General features: G+C 39.5%; 16 protein-coding genes. 6 read left to right on the top strand and 10 right to left on the bottom strand.

The window, feature by feature from the left end:
• Positions 1-2: 2 nt before the first annotated feature.
• The 5 genes from IPP32_05040 to mfd form a co-directional block, all read right to left on the bottom strand.
• On the bottom strand, positions 3-953 hold the full coding sequence (locus tag IPP32_05040; protein MBL0047450.1) for a hypothetical protein: 951 nt from the start codon (positions 951-953) through the stop codon (positions 3-5).
• Complete coding sequence (locus IPP32_05035) at positions 954-2,270, bottom strand: alkaline phosphatase family protein (GenBank protein ID MBL0047449.1); 1,317 nt, start codon at positions 2,268-2,270, stop codon at positions 954-956.
• A gap of 9 nt (positions 2,271-2,279) precedes the next feature.
• Positions 2,280-2,777, bottom strand: a complete 498-nt coding sequence (locus tag IPP32_05030) for a hypothetical protein (protein MBL0047448.1) — start codon at positions 2,775-2,777, stop codon at positions 2,280-2,282.
• Positions 2,778-2,786: 9 nt separating this feature from the next.
• Positions 2,787-3,662, bottom strand: coding sequence for a hypothetical protein (locus tag IPP32_05025; protein ID MBL0047447.1), 876 nt, complete (start codon positions 3,660-3,662; stop codon positions 2,787-2,789).
• A 99-nt stretch (positions 3,663-3,761) separates the two neighbouring features.
• On the bottom strand, positions 3,762-7,160 hold the full coding sequence (mfd, locus tag IPP32_05020) for a transcription-repair coupling factor (protein MBL0047446.1): 3,399 nt from the start codon (positions 7,158-7,160) through the stop codon (positions 3,762-3,764).
• 251 nt (positions 7,161-7,411) lie between these two features.
• Here mfd and IPP32_05015 point away from each other — a divergent pair, with 251 nt between their 5' ends.
• Positions 7,412-7,594 carry a hypothetical protein gene (locus IPP32_05015; protein ID MBL0047445.1) on the top strand — a complete coding sequence of 61 codons (183 nt, stop codon included), beginning with the start codon at positions 7,412-7,414 and terminating at the stop codon, positions 7,592-7,594.
• Between the two features lie 68 nt (positions 7,595-7,662).
• On the opposite strand, the gene IPP32_05010 is transcribed toward IPP32_05015, so the two are convergent.
• Positions 7,663-8,349 carry a hypothetical protein gene (locus IPP32_05010; protein ID MBL0047444.1) on the bottom strand — a complete coding sequence of 229 codons (687 nt, stop codon included), beginning with the start codon at positions 8,347-8,349 and terminating at the stop codon, positions 7,663-7,665.
• A 141-nt stretch (positions 8,350-8,490) separates the two neighbouring features.
• On the opposite strand from IPP32_05010, the gene IPP32_05005 reads away from it, so the two are divergent.
• Entirely contained in the window at positions 8,491-9,849 is a 1,359-nt protein-coding gene (locus IPP32_05005; protein MBL0047443.1) for a T9SS type A sorting domain-containing protein, read from the top strand.
• A 13-nt stretch (positions 9,850-9,862) separates the two neighbouring features.
• On the opposite strand, the gene IPP32_05000 is transcribed toward IPP32_05005, so the two are convergent.
• Genes IPP32_05000 through fbp form a run of 3 tightly spaced genes read right to left on the bottom strand, consistent with a single transcriptional unit; the run spans position 9,863 to position 11,797 of the window.
• Complete coding sequence (locus IPP32_05000) at positions 9,863-10,243, bottom strand: SRPBCC domain-containing protein (protein MBL0047442.1); 381 nt, start codon at positions 10,241-10,243, stop codon at positions 9,863-9,865.
• Positions 10,240-10,767, bottom strand: coding sequence for a DinB family protein (locus tag IPP32_04995; protein MBL0047441.1), 528 nt, complete (start codon positions 10,765-10,767; stop codon positions 10,240-10,242). Before IPP32_04995 ends, IPP32_05000 begins: the two co-directional genes overlap by 4 nt.
• Positions 10,768-10,771: 4 nt before the next feature.
• Positions 10,772-11,797, bottom strand: coding sequence for a class 1 fructose-bisphosphatase (gene fbp, locus IPP32_04990; GenBank protein ID MBL0047440.1), 1,026 nt, complete (start codon positions 11,795-11,797; stop codon positions 10,772-10,774).
• Between the two features lie 222 nt (positions 11,798-12,019).
• Between fbp and IPP32_04985 the strand changes: the two genes are divergently transcribed.
• The 4 genes from IPP32_04985 (at position 12,020) to IPP32_04970 (ending at position 16,079) form a co-directional block, all read left to right on the top strand.
• Positions 12,020-12,250 carry a ferrous iron transport protein A gene (locus tag IPP32_04985; GenBank protein MBL0047439.1) on the top strand — a complete coding sequence of 77 codons (231 nt, stop codon included), beginning with the start codon at positions 12,020-12,022 and terminating at the stop codon, positions 12,248-12,250.
• 125 nt (positions 12,251-12,375) lie between these two features.
• Positions 12,376-14,490, top strand: a complete 2,115-nt coding sequence (gene feoB, locus IPP32_04980; GenBank protein ID MBL0047438.1) for a ferrous iron transport protein B — start codon at positions 12,376-12,378, stop codon at positions 14,488-14,490.
• Between the two features lie 35 nt (positions 14,491-14,525).
• On the top strand, positions 14,526-15,179 hold the full coding sequence (locus IPP32_04975; GenBank protein MBL0047437.1) for a sprT domain-containing protein: 654 nt from the start codon (positions 14,526-14,528) through the stop codon (positions 15,177-15,179).
• Between the two features lie 84 nt (positions 15,180-15,263).
• Positions 15,264-16,079 (top strand): hypothetical protein, encoded by an 816-nt coding sequence (locus IPP32_04970; GenBank protein ID MBL0047436.1) that lies wholly within the window; start codon positions 15,264-15,266, stop codon positions 16,077-16,079.
• Between the two features lie 55 nt (positions 16,080-16,134).
• On the opposite strand, the gene infB is transcribed toward IPP32_04970, so the two are convergent.
• On the bottom strand, positions 16,135-19,092 hold the full coding sequence (infB, locus tag IPP32_04965; GenBank protein MBL0047435.1) for a translation initiation factor IF-2: 2,958 nt from the start codon (positions 19,090-19,092) through the stop codon (positions 16,135-16,137).
• Positions 19,093-19,112 lie beyond the last annotated feature (20 nt).

Genomic DNA, 19,112 nt, shown 5'->3' with positions numbered 1-19,112 from the left:
CCTCAAGGTTTTATATAAAATGCCCAATACGATTTATAATAAAATACCGATTCATTTAATGGAAATTCTGTATTGTTAGGATGATCTCCATCGTTGGCGTAAAAGCGCATATACACAATTGTATCGGTTGGGAATGCAGCGGCACTAATGGTGGTGCGCCATGTCTTAAATGTTTCATTAGGTGTAGGAACTTCAAAATACGTGCACGGAAAGGAAAGCGCTCCTGCAAAATTATCCTTCTGCAAAGAAAGTTTTAAAGTGCAGTTTTGAAAAGCCGAAACTTCAGTACTATCATCGCTCGCTACCGTGAGTATCTGAATCACATCTGATGATGAAACGATGAAAGGATTGTATGATAAGCTATCTACCCGATTCACGTCTTTTGAAAACTCAAATGTAAAAGTTGGGTCAAAAGCACCATAAGCAATAATTTTGGGTTCCTGATTGGGATAGCTGGGCACTTGGCCATGGATGTCTCTTGCCCCATTCATTATCCAAGTACTGATATTATTTAATTCTGAAGTGGATAAAGCATCCTTATACAATGGCATTCTTCCACCCGAAGTATCGCCATTGCTTATAATCCGCTCATGAATAACACGCTGCCACAACCAACTCTTTGCCGTATCAAATGGAATAACCCGAAATGGCCAAGGGTCCAATTGCTTAATTACGGGATGATACACCAAGGTGTTGTACGACGACTCCACACTGCGGTAATCAGGTTCAAAACTCCCATCGTGACAACTCGGATTAGCACACTTCACGGCAAGAATATTTTTATGAATCCCCAAAAAAGAATTCGGATTCACCGTATCAGAAGGCATGGTTGGTGCTTCGTTTAAAGCCGCAAATGGATTTTCAGGTGCTGCGCTGTCCTTTTCTTTACAGCCGTTCCACAAAACCAATCCCACTAAACTAAAAATAAGTGCAATCCTTTTAAACCCCATCATCTATATAAAAGCTTGAGTTAGTGGACTTCCCATACGGCTTCGGTAGCTCATGGGTATATCGTTATAAAATCCAAGTACATCCGCAATTGTTGGAACAATATCAATGCTCTCTCCTATACCGGATGGATTGGCAAAAACCGTATTCGTTTTCACCTTACCGGGAGGACCCAACACAAGGCAAAATATTTCTCGTGAAGTTTGATCATTCGTGTGATCTAGCGCATAGCGACCGAAATTATCTACAATGGAATTGTGTGTTAAATTTCTTCCGTGTTCCGGAGCAACAATTAATACAGTATCGTTAGCCATGCCCGGCGTGCTTTGAATAGTATTCCACAAATGGGTTAAGGCATAATCTGCTTTCCGCATATTATTGCAATACTCTGTAAAATTAGAATGCGCAATATCAACGTCTTGCATGTTCACTACCATCAACTCGGGCTTGAATTGCTGCATAATTTTTTCAGCAAAAAAGATATTGTACATATCGTTATTCATGCTGGCACCTAGGTTCCATGGATTGTTATAGAGCCCTGATGCCGCATCAACAAATGATTGCTGAATAAACGTTTCAATTTTTACTGCATCACTTTCGCCATTTGTAACCCCTGCATCGGCTGCTTTAGTTTGATTGGCAAAATTGTTATCCAAAAAGCTACGCATCGATTTCGCTGCCGATGCTTGCGCAGATGAAAATACTTTTGGATGGCCCAATGCATCATAACCCGAACCAATGATGGCGGCAGGTTGAATGTGATTTCCTCCATACAATGCACCATAATTACTGTCCTTACTAAAATTTAACGCCGGATAAGGTCCCAATGCATTGCTAATCCACCATGCGTTTAAAGCCGTTTGTGAGGGTGAATTATGCTTGCGGTAATACTCAAAAACGGTAGGATACTGCGGATTGGTTTTGATATCTAAATCATTATCCGTGTATACGCCTGTAATGGCCGTGGTATGCCCATTAAAATGTCCGGTAGGTCCGCTTTTGTATCTAAAATCTTTAAATAAAGTTCCACTGAGTTGTAATGGATTCCCAATAGGTGCCGGTAAAGGACTCATCCCGGCAAGGATATCAGAAGAAATTGCTTCAGTTCCTGAAAGGGTATACGGCATTAAATTTCCTTCTGCCTTTTGAATGGTTTCTAAATTTCTAACACCGCCCGCAAATAAGCAAAATACCACGTGATTGGCCCTTCGTATTCCGGTGGCAGCAAACAATCTGCCGGAAGGCAAAATATAAGGAGCCACAAACGCACCGGCCGACAAGAGTCCAGCCTTTTTTATAAAACTTCTACGCGAGTCCTTCATGTTAGTATTTTAATAATGTCTGTATTCATTCGAAGTAAGCATACCGTAATAAATTAATTCAGGTGTGATGCTTGTATCGGCTTGCACCAAACTTTTGGTGCCGTACAATTCAAATTCATTTGGACTACGGTTCAAAAATTTGGTATAGGTATTTTTTAAAAATGTTTCCAGATCCGCATTCATCTGAGTCTTTGTTGGAATGGCTAATCCGGGAGCATTCAGAAAGTTTTTAATAATCATATTTTCCATCAATTTCTTGTCTCCAAAAGCGGAGTACAAAAGCGACAATTCAGTTAACTCATTTCCTGCTATGGTAGTACCAAACACATCTGCATAAGCGATTGAAATAAACTCTGTGGTGGTTTTTACCGAGGGTTTGTTTGCACCCTCTTGCTTCACACTAACGTCGTTCACCCCGTATACATAGGTTTTTTCTTTCTTACACTGCCAACTCGAAATCAACAGCATAAAAAACACCAATCGTAAGAATTGCTTTTTTTTATTCATACTTAATTTTTAGATGCCTACATATTCATCAAGTGCCAAAATACCTTTCTGCAACGCCTTATAATCGTGGTTTGCTTTATACTTTATTGCAAATGAAGTCATTTCTGCAGAGTTGGGTTGACGAAATAAATAGCGTAAAAACAATGCCCGCACTTGTCCTTCAAAATAATTATCGGAAGTAAAAAAAATATCCATAAAATCCTGCTTCGAATTGCCGGTCTGAAAAAAGAGTGCTGCATTAAATCCATCCACCATATTTATTCCATTGCTTAATTCAGCATCGGTTGGATAGCGGTATAAAAAATTTTGAAAGGTGGCCGTCACAAAATTGGAGGTCCCCATATTTATTTGATCATAAAAGTAATTGAACACACAGCGCCTATGCATCCCTATAATATCGAGCGAATCTCCTTCTAATGCACCCGGCACAGCGTAAAGGCTTCGTAGCTTTTGCCTTTCCACTTCAATAGCAGGCCATAAATTCTGATAGGTAGAATTTCCGAGTAATGCGGTGTATATTAATATAAATTGATGCACATCAGCTGTATCTGTACCATTCAACAATTCATTGCTGGCAATAATCCAGTTTCGAAAAGCATAGCCCGGCTTATTTAACACATTATCTAAAAAGAGATTTCTCTTTTCTGCCGAAAAATTTCCTGAATTCAATATGCTTAAATCGGTTGCAAGCTCAGTAGTATTTGGCTCTCTACCCAAAATAGATATATACACCTTATTGATGTAACTCCTTTTGGTTAACTCAGAAATGGTATTGTCGGTAGGTGATGTATTGTTAGGTACAGTTACTTCTTCAGATTTTTTGCACGAAGCAAATCCTCCTACTAAAAAGGCAAAAAGAAAAAAGTATTGTACTAGCCTGCTCAATATCATGTAGTAAAAATAGGAAATAGATTCTTATCCTAACGGTGGTGAATGTTAAATTATTGTTTCAACTTTCGGAATCTCCATAAAAACTAAAATTACTTAGCTCACCAATTCTAATTGCTGAATGGGCTTTAATGCACGAATCGCCTCATTCACCGATTTTATTCCTTCAAACGATAGCGATAATTTTTCTTTATTCTCCCGCATTTTGCACAGTCGAGGATTATGTTGTACATATTTTAAAACACGTGTAAATGCTTCGCTTTGATAATAGCCCGAATTTTGATTTAGGATAAAATACCCAATCAATTTATTGCTTTTCAACACCAATTTTTCCAATCCAATTTCTTTGGCCAACCAGCGCAAACGAATGGTATTTATCAACTCTTTTACCTGCGATGGCACCAATCCAAAACGATCGCGGAGGTTGCTTTCGTAACGCATTAAATCTTCTTCTTTTTCAATATCATCCAACTCCTTATACAAAGCCAATCGCTCTCCAATATTCACCACATATTCATCCGGAATTAATATTTCCATGTCGGTATCAATTTGGCAATCGCGCACAAAATGCTGCGTATTTATGGTTTCAAAATTCGAATTAATGGTGGAAGCCAAGTTCGTGTTTTCACGAAATTGCTCGTTCTCTTCTCTCAATTCTTGAATGGCTTCGTCCAATATTTTCATATACATTTCAAAACCAATTTCACTAATGAAACCGCTTTGCTCACCGCCCAATAAATTTCCTGCACCACGTATATCCAAATCACGCATGGCAATACTGAAGCCACTTCCAAGATCCGCAAACTCTTCTATGGCTTTTAATCTTTTGCGCGCTTCATTGGTAAGTGTAGAAATGGGAGGTGCCAATAAATAACAAAATGCCTTTTTATTCGAACGGCCAACACGACCGCGCATCTGATGCAAATCGCTCAAACCAAACAAATGTGCCTGATTAATTAAGATGGTGTTTGCATTCGGAATATCTAAGCCGCTTTCTATAATTGTAGTTGCCACCAGCACGTCAAATTCACCGTTAATAAAGTTGAGCATTACCTCTTCCAACTTATCCCCATCCAATTGCCCATGTCCTACCACTGTTCGCACTCTAGGGCATAGTCGTTGAATCATTCCGGCAACTTCATTAATATTTTGAACACGGTTGTGAATAAAAAATACTTGTCCCCCGCGCGAAACTTCAAAACTTATAGCATCCCGAATTATTTCTTCATGAAAACTGTGCAGCTCGGTTTGCACCGGATAACGATTGGGTGGCGGAGTGGTAATCACAGATAAATCGCGTGCTCCCATCATGGAAAATTGTAAGGTGCGCGGAATAGGAGTAGCTGTGAGAGTAAGCGTATCCACATTGCTCTTCAACGCTTTTAATTTATCTTTTGTACCCACACCAAACTTCTGCTCTTCATCAATAATCAACAAACCCAAATCTTTAAAAACTACATCCTTTCCTACAATGCGATGCGTTCCAATTAAAATATCTACCGCTCCATTTTTTAATTTTTCGAGTGTTTGCTTTTGTTCTTTAGCAGATTTAAATCGATTGATATAATCCACCTTACAAGGAAAATCCTTTAAGCGTTCACTAAAAGTTTTGTAGTGTTGAAGCGCAAGTATAGTTGTTGGAACAAGCACCGCTACTTGCTTGCTATCTCCCACAGCTTTAAATGCTGCACGAATCGCAACTTCCGTTTTCCCAAAACCTACATCGCCACAAATTAATCTATCCATTGGAAATTTCGACTCCATATCCTTTTTCACCGCAGCTGTTGATTTTTCCTGATCCGGAGTGTCTTCATAAATAAAACTTGCTTCCAGTTCGGTTTGCAAATAGGTATCGGGAGCAAACTCAAATCCCTTTTGCGTGCGCCGTTTGGCGTAGAGTTTAATTAAGTCGAATGCAATTTGCTTGACTTTTGTTTTAGTTTTTTGCTTAAGCGTTGCCCATGCATTTGAGCCGAGCTTATTAATCTTGGGGATGGTTCCTTCCTGTCCCGAAAATTTAGAAATACGGTGCAATGAATGTATGCTGATGTACAAAATATCATTGTCCTTATACACTAACCTTATGGCCTCTTGCGGCTTTCCATTTACATCGATTTTCTCCAATCCCGCAAATCTCCCCACCCCATGGTCAATATGGGTAATGTAATCGCCCGGTTGCAAGGATTGCAGCTCTTTAAGCGTTATAGCCTGCTTGTTATTATTGTTGCTTTTTAATTTGTATCGGTGGTAACGATCAAATATCTGATGGTCGGTATAACAAGCAATTCCTAAATCGCGATCAATAAATCCTTCATGAATCGACAACAATATAGGGCGCACCTCTTCTGCCGGAAACTTATGACCCTTGCTCACATTTAAGTCCTCGAGTATCGCATAAATGCGCTCTGTTTGTTTTGCCGTATCAGCAAATAAAATATTCTTAATTTTTTGAGCCGCATTATCTTTCAAAGAACTGATAAGCAAATCAAAGTTTTTATTGAAATTGGGTTGCGGTGTGAGTTTATAGTGCAGGTTTACATCCGCCGGATAAGAGCTAGTATTGCCAATTTCAATTACTGCAACATTTTTACATTGGTTGAAAAAATCATCCCCCGAAATAAATAATTCGCGCGGCGAAAGCTGTTCAATCAATGCAGTATTTTTTTCGTATGCCGCTTCTGCCGCTAAAAATTCCTTTTCAATCCGCTCTCGACAAAACGCAAAATTCTTAGTCCAAACTACCAAGCCATCCGATAAAAATTCAAGAAACGATTCACGGTTTTCTTGCAAAATCCGATCCTGTACGTTGGGAACAATATTTATTTTTCCAAACTTTGTAATCGATAATTGTGTCACCACATCAAAGCTGCGAATGCTTTCTACTTCATTGCCCAAAAACTCAATGCGAAATGGATGTTCATTTGAAAAGGAAAACACATCTACAATTCCACCTCGAATAGAATATTGCCCCGGTTCTATTACATAATCTACACGTTCAAATCCAAACTCCTGCAACAAATCCATAATAAAATCCATGTTCAACTGCTCCCCTTCTTTGAGCTCCATGGTATTTTTTGTAAGGTGCTTTTTGGTCACTACCTTTTCGGCGAGTGCTTCCGGGTAGCTAATGATAATGCACTGTTTATTGCTCTTGTTAATTTTATTGAGCACCTCCGCGCGAAGCAAAATATTCGCATTTTCTACCGCCTCCGGTTCATAAGGTTTTTTGTACGATGGTGGAAAAAAGAGGCAATTCTTATCGCCATTCAAATTCTCAATATCGTTCAAAAAATAAGCTGCTTCCTCTTTATCACTCAATATAAAAAGATGTGTTTTAGGAACACAATCCACCACAGCACTCGCAATAAATGCAGCCGACGAACCCACCAAGCCTTTCAATTGTACCTTAGAGGTTACATTGCTATTAATTGCAGTTGCAAGCGCTTTTGTATTGTCACTTTTTGAGTAAGCTGCCAGTATTTCGTTAATCGTCATTCGTTCACCAATAGAAATAAGCAAGCGCTCATATGCGCCTGCTATGATTTTTTTGAAGCTGTAAATTTACACAACAGCAAGCAAGGTGGAAAGTTTAAATTAAGATAAAGGGCAATATAAAATTCTTGCAAGCAACTATTTGTTATACAGCCAGAAGCGCTGCCACCTATTAATTATGTATATCTTTTAAAAAATTTTGTAAGCATCTACCTCCCTATTCAATTGAACTTTGTGCAGTTAAACACAAAAATATGAAAGCCACAAAATCCCAAACCCAAAAAAAGGAAGAAGTAATTCAACGAATTGATAAACTCGATCCTAATAACAACAAAAACCAACCGGATAAGCCCATGGTAAAAAAACAAGGCGATTTAAAACACGACGATGCTTTTGAACATCGTACCAGCGAAGAACTGAATCCTTTACTTCCATAGCTAAAGATTATATAAACACAAAAGCAGCTCCCTAAGAAGCTGCTTTTGCAATACTTGTAAACCGAAACTTACTGTTTCAAAGTAAAAGAAACAGAACCTGTTTCCCTATCAACATTTGTTGGACTAGTTGAAGAATTATCAATCTTCATCTCTGCTTTTAGCTCTTTATTCTTCAATTGGGTAAGTTTCCAAATCTCTACACTCTCGTTTTCACCAAAAGTATCAGTTTGGGTACTTTCACCTGTTGATGTTCCCACTATAGGATTCTCAACCTTAGTGGTTGTTCTTGTAATTTCTAAGGTTTTAGAAACAGACATATTTTCCTTGTTCTTTGCTTCTCCTATTTTCCCTAAAAAATTCCATATACCTGAACTCTCAACATGTTTTGTAGTTGTAGTAGTTGTAGCTGAACCCCCACTTCCGCTGGTATTCACAGTGGTTAGTTCATAAACTGAATTCCATTTTCCATCCTTTTCAAAAGTATAGGTAAATGCTCCTATAGTTCCTTTTGTAGTGGAGGAAAATGTTCCATTTGAAGTTCTGGTATAATCTGAACCATTAATGGTAATAGTGGTGGTAGACCCGGTTGTTAAGTCGGTACGAGTATCTATTTTTGACTCCACTGTCCAATCACCTGCTACTCTACCTTTTCTTGAACGCAAAGATAAAAACGGATCGTCTTCACCTTTTTTACAAGAAGGCATAACAGCTGCCACAGTTAAACAAACCAATAGGATTTTTTGATATTTTTTCATGTTGTTTTTTTTAATTCGTGCAAAAGTAACTAAAACCCTTAGACTTCAAGCATTTATCTTCACATTTGTGACAAAAACCTAGCTAATGGTTAGTTTCGATGCTTAATAAAGAGTAATTTCACAGCACTATTTTACACCTTTATGACAAAAAGCACAATTCTCCTAAGTTTTCTTTTCTTGTTTCGGCTGTCGACATTTGCTCAATGCTGGAAAATAGCCGATGGCGGAGGCAACCACTCGGCAGCCGTTTCTGATAATGGCCAAATGCTTACTACCGGTTACAATGGCTATGGGCAAATCGGCGATGGTACAAATACAGCTAGAAATGTTTTTACAATTATTGGATATGATACAACATGGGCAAGTGTGTCTGCCGGCGGAAATCACACCTTGGCGTTAAAAGAAGACGGTTCCTTATGGGCATGGGGCAGAAATGCACAAGGTGAGCTCGGAATTGGTACTCCCGGTAATAAAAATGTTCCTACTCAAATTGGCACAGCTTACGATTGGAGTAAAGTGTATGCAAGCAGTTTTGGTGGATTTGCACAAAAAACAAACGGAGCACTCTGGGCATGGGGATTAAACTTTTTTGGTCAGCTCGGAAGCCCTACTGCCGGAGGATATACACCTGTTCAAATTGGAACAGATACAGACTGGGTAGCTATTTATCCAGGCAGTAACCATACTCTTGCACTAAAAGCCGATAGTAGTTTGTGGGCCTGGGGAAGCAATGCTGATGGACAATTGGGTAACACTAATTATGCGGGTGTTCCCATTCGTGTCGACACTTTATCTAAATGGATTGAGGTTGGTGTGGGTGATAATCATTCCCTCGCAATTAAAAAAAATGGCACACTGTGGGCATGGGGAAGAAACAACAAAGGGCAATTGGGCGATAGCACCCAAATAACAAAAATTGCTCCTATCCAAATTGGAAGCGACAGCAATTGGATTCAAGTAGCTGCAGGATATGAACACACAGTTGCTTTAAAATCCGACAGCACCTTATGGGCTTGGGGCGATGGTGGCTATGCACAATTAGGTGTGGGTAATGGATTTGATATCTATTTCCCTACACAGGTTGGCACAGTGCACGATTGGGTAGCAATTGACGTTGATGAGAACCATAATTTTGCGGTAAAAAGCGATGGTACACTTTGGTCCTGGGGAGAAAACACTTATGGTCAACTTGGAAGAGCCAATGGCCTTGGAAGCGGACCCCAAAAAGTAAATTGTAATATTAGTTTAATGCAGGAGGAACTTGCCAAGAAAACAACCTTACAAGTGTTTCCTAATCCCGTTAAATCTCGACTAGCGTTTCAAAATTCAATTCATTTGCCACATGCAACGCTGCACATTTTTAACCCCCAGGGGAAGATAATGCTTCAAACTGCATATACAGGAAGTGCTATTGATGTAAGCAATCTGCCACAAGGCTTGTATTTCATCTCGCTAAAAAATGGAGATTCAGTACTGCATGCTAAATTTTTGAAAGAGTAGTTTTACCGGATAATTATTCTTTAAAAAATTCCAACAATCCTGCAAAATAGCTGTTGTTCCAGCCTTCAACAATGTCGCTATAATCGGCATCCGGAATGTTGGTGTGCTCCACTTCCATGGAGGTTTCATTTCCCTTTTCATGGAGCTTTATAGTCACAATAGAATCTTCAGAAGCCTCTCCGAAATACCACTGCTGAACTATTTTTTTATTGGTTACAAACTCCAAATTTTTCCCCACAATACTTCCATCCCAAAGCGAAAACTCCGAACCGGGTTCTTCACTCATCTCTGCCCAATCGCCGCTCCACAGCATAATGCTTTTGGGATTGGTAAGCGCCAAATAAACCTCTTCAGCAGGTGCCGGCAAGGAAAAATACTTTTTAAATGTCTTCATTTTTGAGCGACTATAATTCTTTTGATTTGCTGCGCATGCCTGCGCACATGCTCCTGCATAAAAGCTAAACCACCGTGAAGGTTCATTTTACCCGCAACAGGATGTTTAAAAATATACTTGTTTAACATGCTTTGTGGAATAGATTCAAGAAGTTCATTGAGCTGCCTTCGACTCTGTTCCCATTTTTGATACAGCTCCTCTAATGCCAAATTTTCGGGAATTTTACTCACTGCCACCGGAGCCTTAAATTTAACTGAACTGCGCAAAAAAACTTTTAACAGCAAGGTACGCACATGCGTCATCATTCCCGCCGATTCAAATTTTCCAGTGAGTAATTTTGCTTTTATAGATTTTTGTGAAAGCTCCTCTGCCAAAATCAAATGTTGAATAATTTGATTGATGCTCCATTTATCGGCTTGAGGATTTTTATTTAAAAGTTCAATCGGGCAATCCGAAACTTCACGCAGTAATTGCAAACGCTGCTTTTCAAGCGCATCAAACTGTTTTTGAAGGGAGGAATTCAATGCCTTAAACTTTTTCAGCCGAAAATTCCAGCATAAAATCTTCAGCCTTTTTTACCATTTCGCACGAACCAATAAAAAGTGGTACGCGTTGATGCAGACTTTCGGGCTGTACCTCCAAGACACGTTTAAATCCATTGGTAGCGCGCCCCCCAGCTTGCTCCACAATAAATGCAAGTGGATTACACTCATAAACTAAACGCAATTTTCCTTTGGGATTGCTGCTGGTGGTTGGATAAATAAATATTCCACCCTTAATTAAATTGCGGTGAATGTCGGCAACAGCCGAGCCAATATAGCGTGAGGAATAAGGACGATTGCTTGGAGTATCTTCTTCTTGACAATACTTGATGTATTTTTTTACTCCATCCGGAAAGTGCACATAATAGCCTTCGTTAATGGAATAGGTTTTACCGTTTTCAGGAATTTTAAAATCCGGATGCGAGAGACAAAACTCTCCAATACTTGGATCTAGTGTAAATCCATTCACTCCCTTACCGGTGGTATAAACCAACATGGTGGAAGAACCATAAATAACATAGCCTGAAGCTACTTGCTCTGTTCCCTTTTGTAAAAAATCTTCCAGCATGGCCGGCCCCGACAAAGACTTTCTGCGGTAAATCGAAAAAATTGTTCCTACTGAAACATTCACATCAATATTGGAAGAACCATCCAGTGGATCTAATGCAACCACATATTTAGCATTTTCTGAAACGGCATTTTCTACCAAAATAATATCTTCATTTTCTTCTGAAGCAATGGCGCAACACTCTCCACCTGAACTAAGAGCCGATATAAATTGCTCATTGGCAAAAATATCCAACTTCTTCACTTCCTCCCCTTGCACATTGGTACTTCCTGCATTTCCTAAAATATCCACCAATCCGGCTTTGTTTACTTCACGATGCACAATTTTTGAAGCGATGCCAATATCGCGCAACAAACGGGAAAGCTCCCCTTTAGAAAATGGAAAATCGGCCTGTTTTTCAATGATGAATTGTCCTAATGTTTTGACACCTTTTTTCTTATTCATAACAAATGGGTTTTGTACAAATATCTTAAAAATACTGAATCCAAAATATTTATAACCATACAAATTCGGTATTCATCGCCTGCTTTTTTATTTTAATCCATTTTACCACTCCCTATTAGTAGGTAATTTCATTTCCTTACCTCTGCAATCCATTTTTAATTTCTATTTTCGTAAACTAAATATTTAGAATAATTCTAAATAAGTTAAAGCCTACTGTTGTCAATGCATTTAGCAGAATTATTGCCCGGCGATTCAGCTGTTATTCTTTCCTTTACCGACTTAGAGATGTCGTTAAAATTTTTAGAGATGGGCTGCATTCCCGGTGAATTGGTGCGTTTAGAAAGAACTGCACCCTTGGGCGATCCTATTGCCATTTCGGTTGCCGGTTATTTACTTAGCATGCGCAAGGCCGAAGCGGCAACCATTTTAGTTGAAAAAGTAAATCGAAACTAATTTGTGTTATGAATTGTTATTGTAAAAATATCCTAAATGAATTTGCTTTAAAAGGCAGCAATACCGCTTTCTCAATTTAATACAACTTTCCACAAAGCTTGGCCAAAGTAGATTCAAATAATGCAATACATGTAGCACTCGTTGGAAATCCCAATTGTGGGAAAACTACGCTCTTTAACGTTCTCACGGGACTTAATCAAAAGATTGGAAATTTTCCGGGCGTTACCGTCGATAAAAAAACAGGCGAAATTGAATTGGGCGGCTCTGGTTCTAAACAAAAAGCAACGCTAATCGATTTACCGGGAACCTACAGCCTATATCCAAAATCAATGGACGAAGAAGTGGCCTTTCAAGCACTCTGCGACCCCGAAAACGAACACTTTCCGGATGTTACCATTTTGGTAGCAGATGCCACTAATTTAAAACGTAGTCTCTTCTTGTGCTCGCAAGTAATTGACCTAAAAATTCCTGTTGTGTTTGCGCTCAACATGATGGATTTGGCGGAAAGGCACAACATCAAAATAGATATAAAAAAACTGAGCGAACGCTTAGGTGTGCCTGTTATAAAACTGAATGCCCGAAAAAAAGAAGGCATCGAAGAATTAAAACAAGCCATTGCGCATACCACTGCACAACCCAGTCGAAAAGACCTTATTCAAATAAATAAAATTGCGCCGGAAACCATTGAGGAAATGAAAAAAATCGTGAATGTAAATTGCGATTTTTCAGCCTTTATTTTGGCCAACAATTTAAATATTATTTCGCTGGTTAACCTCAATTCTACTAAGAAAGCCGCACTTCAAAAATTACTCGACCACCATAACTTCGAACCTAAAAAACTACAAGCGCTTGAATCAATTGAACGCTACAAAGTAATTTCCGAAATTATGGAAAGCACTGTTGTGGAGGGCAAAGAAAAAACCACCAACAAACACACCGCCCAACTCGATAGCATCCTCACACATCGCATCTGGGGCTACCTGATTTTTTTATTCATTTTGTTTATCGTTTTTCAGTCCATCTTCACCTTTGCCAAGTTCCCAATGGACTTGATTGAGGCGCTCTTTATTCAACTTTCGAGCTTCACTGCCCAGCATTTACCCAAAGGTGTGCTCAACGATTTGTTGGTGAATGGAATCATTGCAGGCCTTAGCGGGATAGCGGTTTTTATTCCGCAGATAGCCTTGTTATTTGCATTTATAGCCATACTGGAAGATACCGGATACATGAGTCGCGTAAGTTTTATTATGGATAAACTCATGCGTAAATTTGGCTTAAATGGCAAGTCTGTAATTCCACTCATCAGCGGTGTAGCCTGTGCGGTGCCGGCCATTATGAGTGCCCGCAACATTGGCAATTGGAAAGAGCGCATCATCACCATTATGGTAACACCATTGATGAGCTGTTCCGCTCGCTTGCCGGTTTACACCTTGCTTATTTCTCTAGTAATTCCTTCGGACGCGCGCTATTATTTTTTTAACCTGCAGGGATTGGTCTTGATGGGCTTGTACTTAATTGGTTTCTTGGCAGCCATCTTCTCCGCTTGGATTATGAAATTTATTTTGCAGTCAAAAGAAAAAAGCTATTTCATCATGGAGCTCCCGGTTTATCGTGTACCGCGTTGGAAAAATGTGGGCTATACCATGGTCGAAAAGGTAAAGGTGTTTTTATTTGATGCCGGTAAAGTAATCATCGCCATAAGCGTTATTTTATGGGTGCTTTCTTCTTATGCGCCCGGAAAAAAGTTTCAGGAAATTGAAGCAAAATACACAAGTGCTGTTATCACGGCTCAACTAACACCCGCTGAAATTAACGCTCAAGAAGCATCCGAAAAACTAGAATCCAGCTATGCCGGAATACTCGGTAAAAAAATTGAGCCCTTCATTGCGCCCCTTGGATTTGATTGGAAAATCGGAATTTCGTTGGTTACCTCGCTCGCTGCACGCGAAGTGTTTGTAGGAACCATGAGCACCATTTACAGCGTGGGCGATGCAGAAAACACCAAATCGATACGCGAAAAAATGTTAGCAGAAATTAACCCCAAAACCGGCGAAAAGGTGTTTACCCCTGCAGTGGGGATCTCCCTCATGCTCTTTTACGTATTTGCCATGCAATGCATGAGCACCATCGCCGTGGTGTACCGCGAAACCAAACATTGGAAATGGCCTCTTATCCAATTTGTGTACATGGGGGCATTAGCCTATATCAGCAGCTTTATTGCATATTGGTTCTTAAAATAAGGAACAATTCTTAGTACATTCGTGTTGGATTAGAAATGATTGACCACAAAGCAAAATACAAAGAAATTCTTCGGCATTATATTCCTGAACCCGCAGTGGATACTATGGCGGATTGGATATTGCATTTTAATTTTAACCTTAAAATTACCGAAAACAGGGCTTCCAAACTCGGCGATTACCGCTCGCCCATGCACAAAAGCCGCCATCTCATTACCATCAATCACAACCTCAACAAGTTTTCATTTTTGATTACGCTTGTACACGAAATCGCACACCTCACTACTTACGAAAAATACAAGCAAGTATATCGTAAAGTGCTTCCACATGGTGTGGAATGGAAAACGGAATACAAAAATTTAATGCGTTACTTTTTACACCAAGAAATTTTTCCGGAAGATGTATTAAAAGCCTTGAGCGACTATATGACCAACCCTGCAGCATCCAGCTGTGCGGATGTGAATTTATTGCGTGTGCTGCGAAAGTACGACACTAAAAAAAGTGCTGTTTTGCACATCGAAGAAATCCCTTATGGCGCCAATTTTAAATACGGTAAAAACCGCTATTTTGTAAAAGGAGAGAAAATAAGAAAGCGATTTAAATGTGAAGAAGTGGGTTCCAAACGGGTTTATTTGTTTAGTCCCTTAGCCGAAGTAATCCTCATCACCCAGCCCCTTTTTCAAGAATCCTAACTACTGATAACTATCATGGCTATTTTACGCCTTTTCCATTCTTTTTAACAGCTATTAATTGAACACTATTTATACTTTTGCGGCATGAAAAAATCAGCCTTACTGCTACTACTTATTTTCTCTATTAATTCTCTGCTTGCGCAGGATGTTGAGCGCTGCAACTGCCCACAACAATCGCGTGTTGGAAAAGGAACTTTTTATATGAGCTGGGGCTACAACAAAGATTATTTCACTAAAAGCGATATCCATTTTAAAGATGAAGGTGCCGGAAATTATGATTTTACCTTATACGATTTAAAAGCAAAAGACCGTCCGGGATTTAAAGATATTTTTGGAACTACCTTAGCCGTGCCGCAATACGTTTACCGACTAGGGTATTATTTCAACAACAAAAAAGACCTTGGTATTGAAATCAATTTTGATCATGCAAAATATGTCATGGTGGATAATCAAGTAGCACATTTAAAGGGAACCATCCACGGCCAATACTACGATACCGATACACTCGTTACACCCTCTTTATTGAAATTTGAACATACAAATGGGGCTAATTTTTTGATGATTAACTTGCTGAAACGTCATAATTTGTTGGTTTCTACAAATAAAAAACACTGGCTCAGCGCCGTGGTTAAACCGGGCGTTGGAATTGTAATCCCCAAAACGGATGTAGCCATTTTAGGCAATCACCTCGATAATAAATTTCACATTGCGGGTTATATTGCAGGGGTGGAAGCCGGACTGCGATACGACTTATTTAAATACGCCTTTTTAGAATTTACCGGTAAGGGAACATTTGCCAATTACATGGATGTACTCGTTATTGGCACCGGAAAAGCAAAGCATCACTTCTTTACCGGCGAAGTAATCTTAACAGCCGGATTTCAATTTCCACTATTCTAGTTAAACTATTAATGGCGTACGCTTATAGCGCGTACCAAATGCTTCAAAAGTGATTTTACAATTTCACTTTTAATTCCACCATTTCGTATCCTTCAATAATATCCTTCGGTTGTATGTCGTTAAAATTATTGATGTTTAATCCACATTCGTAACCGGTGGTAACTTCTTTCACGTCGTCTTTAAAACGTTTCAATGAACCTAGTTCTCCGGTATGTATTACAATTCCATCGCGGATAATTCGAACCTTAGTATTTCGGGTAACTTTTCCATCCAACACCATACATCCTGCAATTGTTCCCACTTTGGTGATGTTAAACACTTCACGGATTTCGATGTTACACACAATTTTTTCTTCAAATTCAGGCGCCAACATTCCTTGCATCGCCGATTTAATTTCGTTAATAGCATCGTAAATGATGGAGTATAAACGAATATCAATTTGCTCTTGTTCTGCCAATTTACGTGCATTTCCCGAAGGACGCACCTGGAATCCAACGATAATGGCATTGGATGCCGAAGCCAACAATACATCCGATTCAGTAACCTGTCCAACCGATTTGTGAATCACATTTACCTGAATCTTATCTGTAGAAAGTTTTAGTAAGGAATCCGTTAATGCTTCAATTGAACCATCCACATCTCCTTTTACAATCACATTCAATTCCTTAAAATCACCAATCGCCAAACGTCTACCAATTTCATCAAGTGTAATGTGCTTTTGTGTACGATACCCTTGTTCACGTTGCAATTGCAACCGCTTAGTAGCAATTTCACGCGCTTCCCGCTCATCGTCCATCACTTTAAATTTATCCCCTGCAGTTGGTGCACCACTTAAACCAAGCAATAATGCAGGTGTAGATGGTCCAGCATCTTTTACATTTACACCGCGTTCGTTAAATAAAGCTTTCACTCTACCGCTGTAACATCCAGCCAACACAATATCACCCACTTTAATTTTACCGGATTGAACCAAAACAGTAGTGATATATCCTCTACCTTTATCTAAAGAAGATTCAATAACTGCACCCACTGCATTTTTATTTGGATTTGCTTTCAGGTCTAATATTTCTGCTTCCAACAGTACTTTTTCCAACAACAAATCAATGTTTGTACCTTTCTTAGCGCTTATTTCCTGACATTGATATTTTCCACCCCATTCTTCCACAAGAATATTCATTTGCGATAACTCTTCGCGAATTTTGTCCGGATTTGCTCCCGGCTTATCAATTTTATTGATGGCAATAATGATAGGTACGCCTGCAGCTTGCGCATGATTAATTGCTTCTTTCGTTTGAGGCATCACGTTATCGTCGGCAGCAACCACAACAATTACAATATCGGTTACTTGCGCTCCACGTGCACGCATCGCGGTAAACGCTTCGTGACCCGGTGTATCTAAGAATGCAATGCGTTTTCCATTGTCGAGTTGAACGCTGTATGCACCAATGTGTTGGGTAATACCTCCTGCTTCACCCGCAATTACATTCGCTTTACGAATATAATCCAGTAAGGATGTTTTACCATGATCCACGTGTCCCATCACGGTAACAATTGGAGAACGGTATTCTAATTCTTCGGGCTTATCTACATCGTCTTCAATGGCTACTTGCACATCTGCACTCACAAAATCAACAGTATATCCAAATTCTTCGGCAACAATGTTTATTGTTTCAGCATTTAAACGTTGGTTAATCGAAACAAAAATTCCAAGGCTCATGCAGGTGGAAATAATGTTGTTCACCGGCACACTCATCATGGAAGCTAATTCATTGGCCGAAACAAATTCAGTAACCTTAATTACTTTCTTTTCTGCCTCCTGCATCTCCATATCTTCGAGACGTTGCGCGGTTCCTTCTTCACGTTTTGTACGGCGGTGTTTCGATGCTTTTGATTTACCGGCTCCGCTCAAACGAGCTAACGTTTCTTTAATCTGCGCTTGAATTTCTTCAGGAGTAAGTTCTGCTTTTACAAATGGTTTACTGCGCTCGCGATTATCTTTTTTAAATCCACCGCCTCCGGTATTTCCACCAAACTGTGGACGTGGGTTAGCAGGCAACACAGGACGATTAGGGCCTGTATTCGGATCAAAACTATCGGTAGAAGAAGTTCCTCCCTTACGAATGCGCTTGCGTTTTTTCTTTGACTTATCTAAATCGAATCCGCTTGAAGAAGCAACCGGTTTTTTACGGTCCTCTTTCACAGGAAGTTCTATCTTACCAAGAATGGTAGGACCTTCCAGCTTTTCGTAATTTGTTTTGTGGTGTTCAATTTCAGGAACTGCAGGCTTTTCTTCAACAACCGCTGTTGGTGCTGGTGCTGGTGCAACTACTTCGGGAGTTGGAGGAGCTACTACTTCCGGCTCAGGGCTTGTTTTCTTAGCACTCTTTTTTGCATTCTTTTCTTCTTCTTCTTTCTCCTCTGCAGCTTTTCTTGAAGATTTTTTTGCCGCTTTTTTCTCTTCCTGTGCAGCGGCTTCTTCTTTTTCCTTTTGTGCTTTAGTTTTCTTGTCTGGCTTTGTTTTGCTGTTGATGGTCGACAAGTCTAATTTCCCTAACACTTTTGGGCCTTCTAATTTTTCCTCTGTTTTAGCAGGAATTACTTCCGGTTCTGGTTCTGGTTCAACTGCCTTTTTAGTAGTTTTTGCTTTCGGAGTTTCCTTAACTTTTTCTTCCACTGGTTCCACTTCCTTTGGAACAACAATTGGTTTAGGAACTTCTACCGGTGCTGGTTCTACTTTTTTGGCAATTACCGGAGCTTCAACAACTTTCGGTTTTTCTTCAATTACTTCTTTTTTTGGCTTTAAAATGGCATCAATTTTTTTAGAATCATCTTTTGCCTTTTTATCAGAAGCATACTCATTTAACAACAAAGCATACGCCTCTCCGGAAATTTTTGCATTCGGGTTCCTATCAATCTTTTGACCCTTAGTCGCTAAAAATGCGATGGCATGGTCGATACCAACATTAAATTCTTTTAGTGCTTTGGATAATCTTATTTCTCCGGTTTCAGACATATATTGCTTTACGCTTTGTA

Source organism: Bacteroidota bacterium, assembly GCA_016721765.1.
Taxonomy (GTDB): domain Bacteria; phylum Bacteroidota; class Bacteroidia; order UBA4408; family UBA4408; genus UBA4408.
This window is presented reverse-complemented; position numbering and strand designations above follow the sequence as displayed.

What these genes read in the sequence shown, in the direction of transcription:
- IPP32_05035 (MBL0047449.1), bottom strand. Translation starts at nt 2,270, where the DNA reads ATGAAGGACTCGCGTAGAAGTTTTATAAAAAAGGCTGGACTCTTGTCG.
- IPP32_04970 (MBL0047436.1), top strand. Translation starts at nt 15,264, where the DNA reads ATGAAAAAATCAGCCTTACTGCTACTACTTATTTTCTCTATTAATTCT.
- IPP32_05040 (MBL0047450.1), bottom strand. Translation starts at nt 953, where the DNA reads ATGATGGGGTTTAAAAGGATTGCACTTATTTTTAGTTTAGTGGGATTG.
- infB (MBL0047435.1), bottom strand. Translation starts at nt 19,092, where the DNA reads ATGTCTGAAACCGGAGAAATAAGATTATCCAAAGCACTAAAAGAATTT.
- IPP32_05015 (MBL0047445.1), top strand. Translation starts at nt 7,412, where the DNA reads ATGAAAGCCACAAAATCCCAAACCCAAAAAAAGGAAGAAGTAATTCAA.
- IPP32_05030 (MBL0047448.1), bottom strand. Translation starts at nt 2,777, where the DNA reads ATGAATAAAAAAAAGCAATTCTTACGATTGGTGTTTTTTATGCTGTTG.
- fbp (MBL0047440.1), bottom strand. Translation starts at nt 11,797, where the DNA reads ATGAATAAGAAAAAAGGTGTCAAAACATTAGGACAATTCATCATTGAA.
- IPP32_04985 (MBL0047439.1), top strand. Translation starts at nt 12,020, where the DNA reads ATGCATTTAGCAGAATTATTGCCCGGCGATTCAGCTGTTATTCTTTCC.
- mfd (MBL0047446.1), bottom strand. Translation starts at nt 7,160, where the DNA reads ATGACGATTAACGAAATACTGGCAGCTTACTCAAAAAGTGACAATACA.
- IPP32_05005 (MBL0047443.1), top strand. Translation starts at nt 8,491, where the DNA reads ATGACAAAAAGCACAATTCTCCTAAGTTTTCTTTTCTTGTTTCGGCTG.
- IPP32_04975 (MBL0047437.1), top strand. Translation starts at nt 14,526, where the DNA reads ATGATTGACCACAAAGCAAAATACAAAGAAATTCTTCGGCATTATATT.
- IPP32_05000 (MBL0047442.1), bottom strand. Translation starts at nt 10,243, where the DNA reads ATGAAGACATTTAAAAAGTATTTTTCCTTGCCGGCACCTGCTGAAGAG.
- IPP32_05010 (MBL0047444.1), bottom strand. Translation starts at nt 8,349, where the DNA reads ATGAAAAAATATCAAAAAATCCTATTGGTTTGTTTAACTGTGGCAGCT.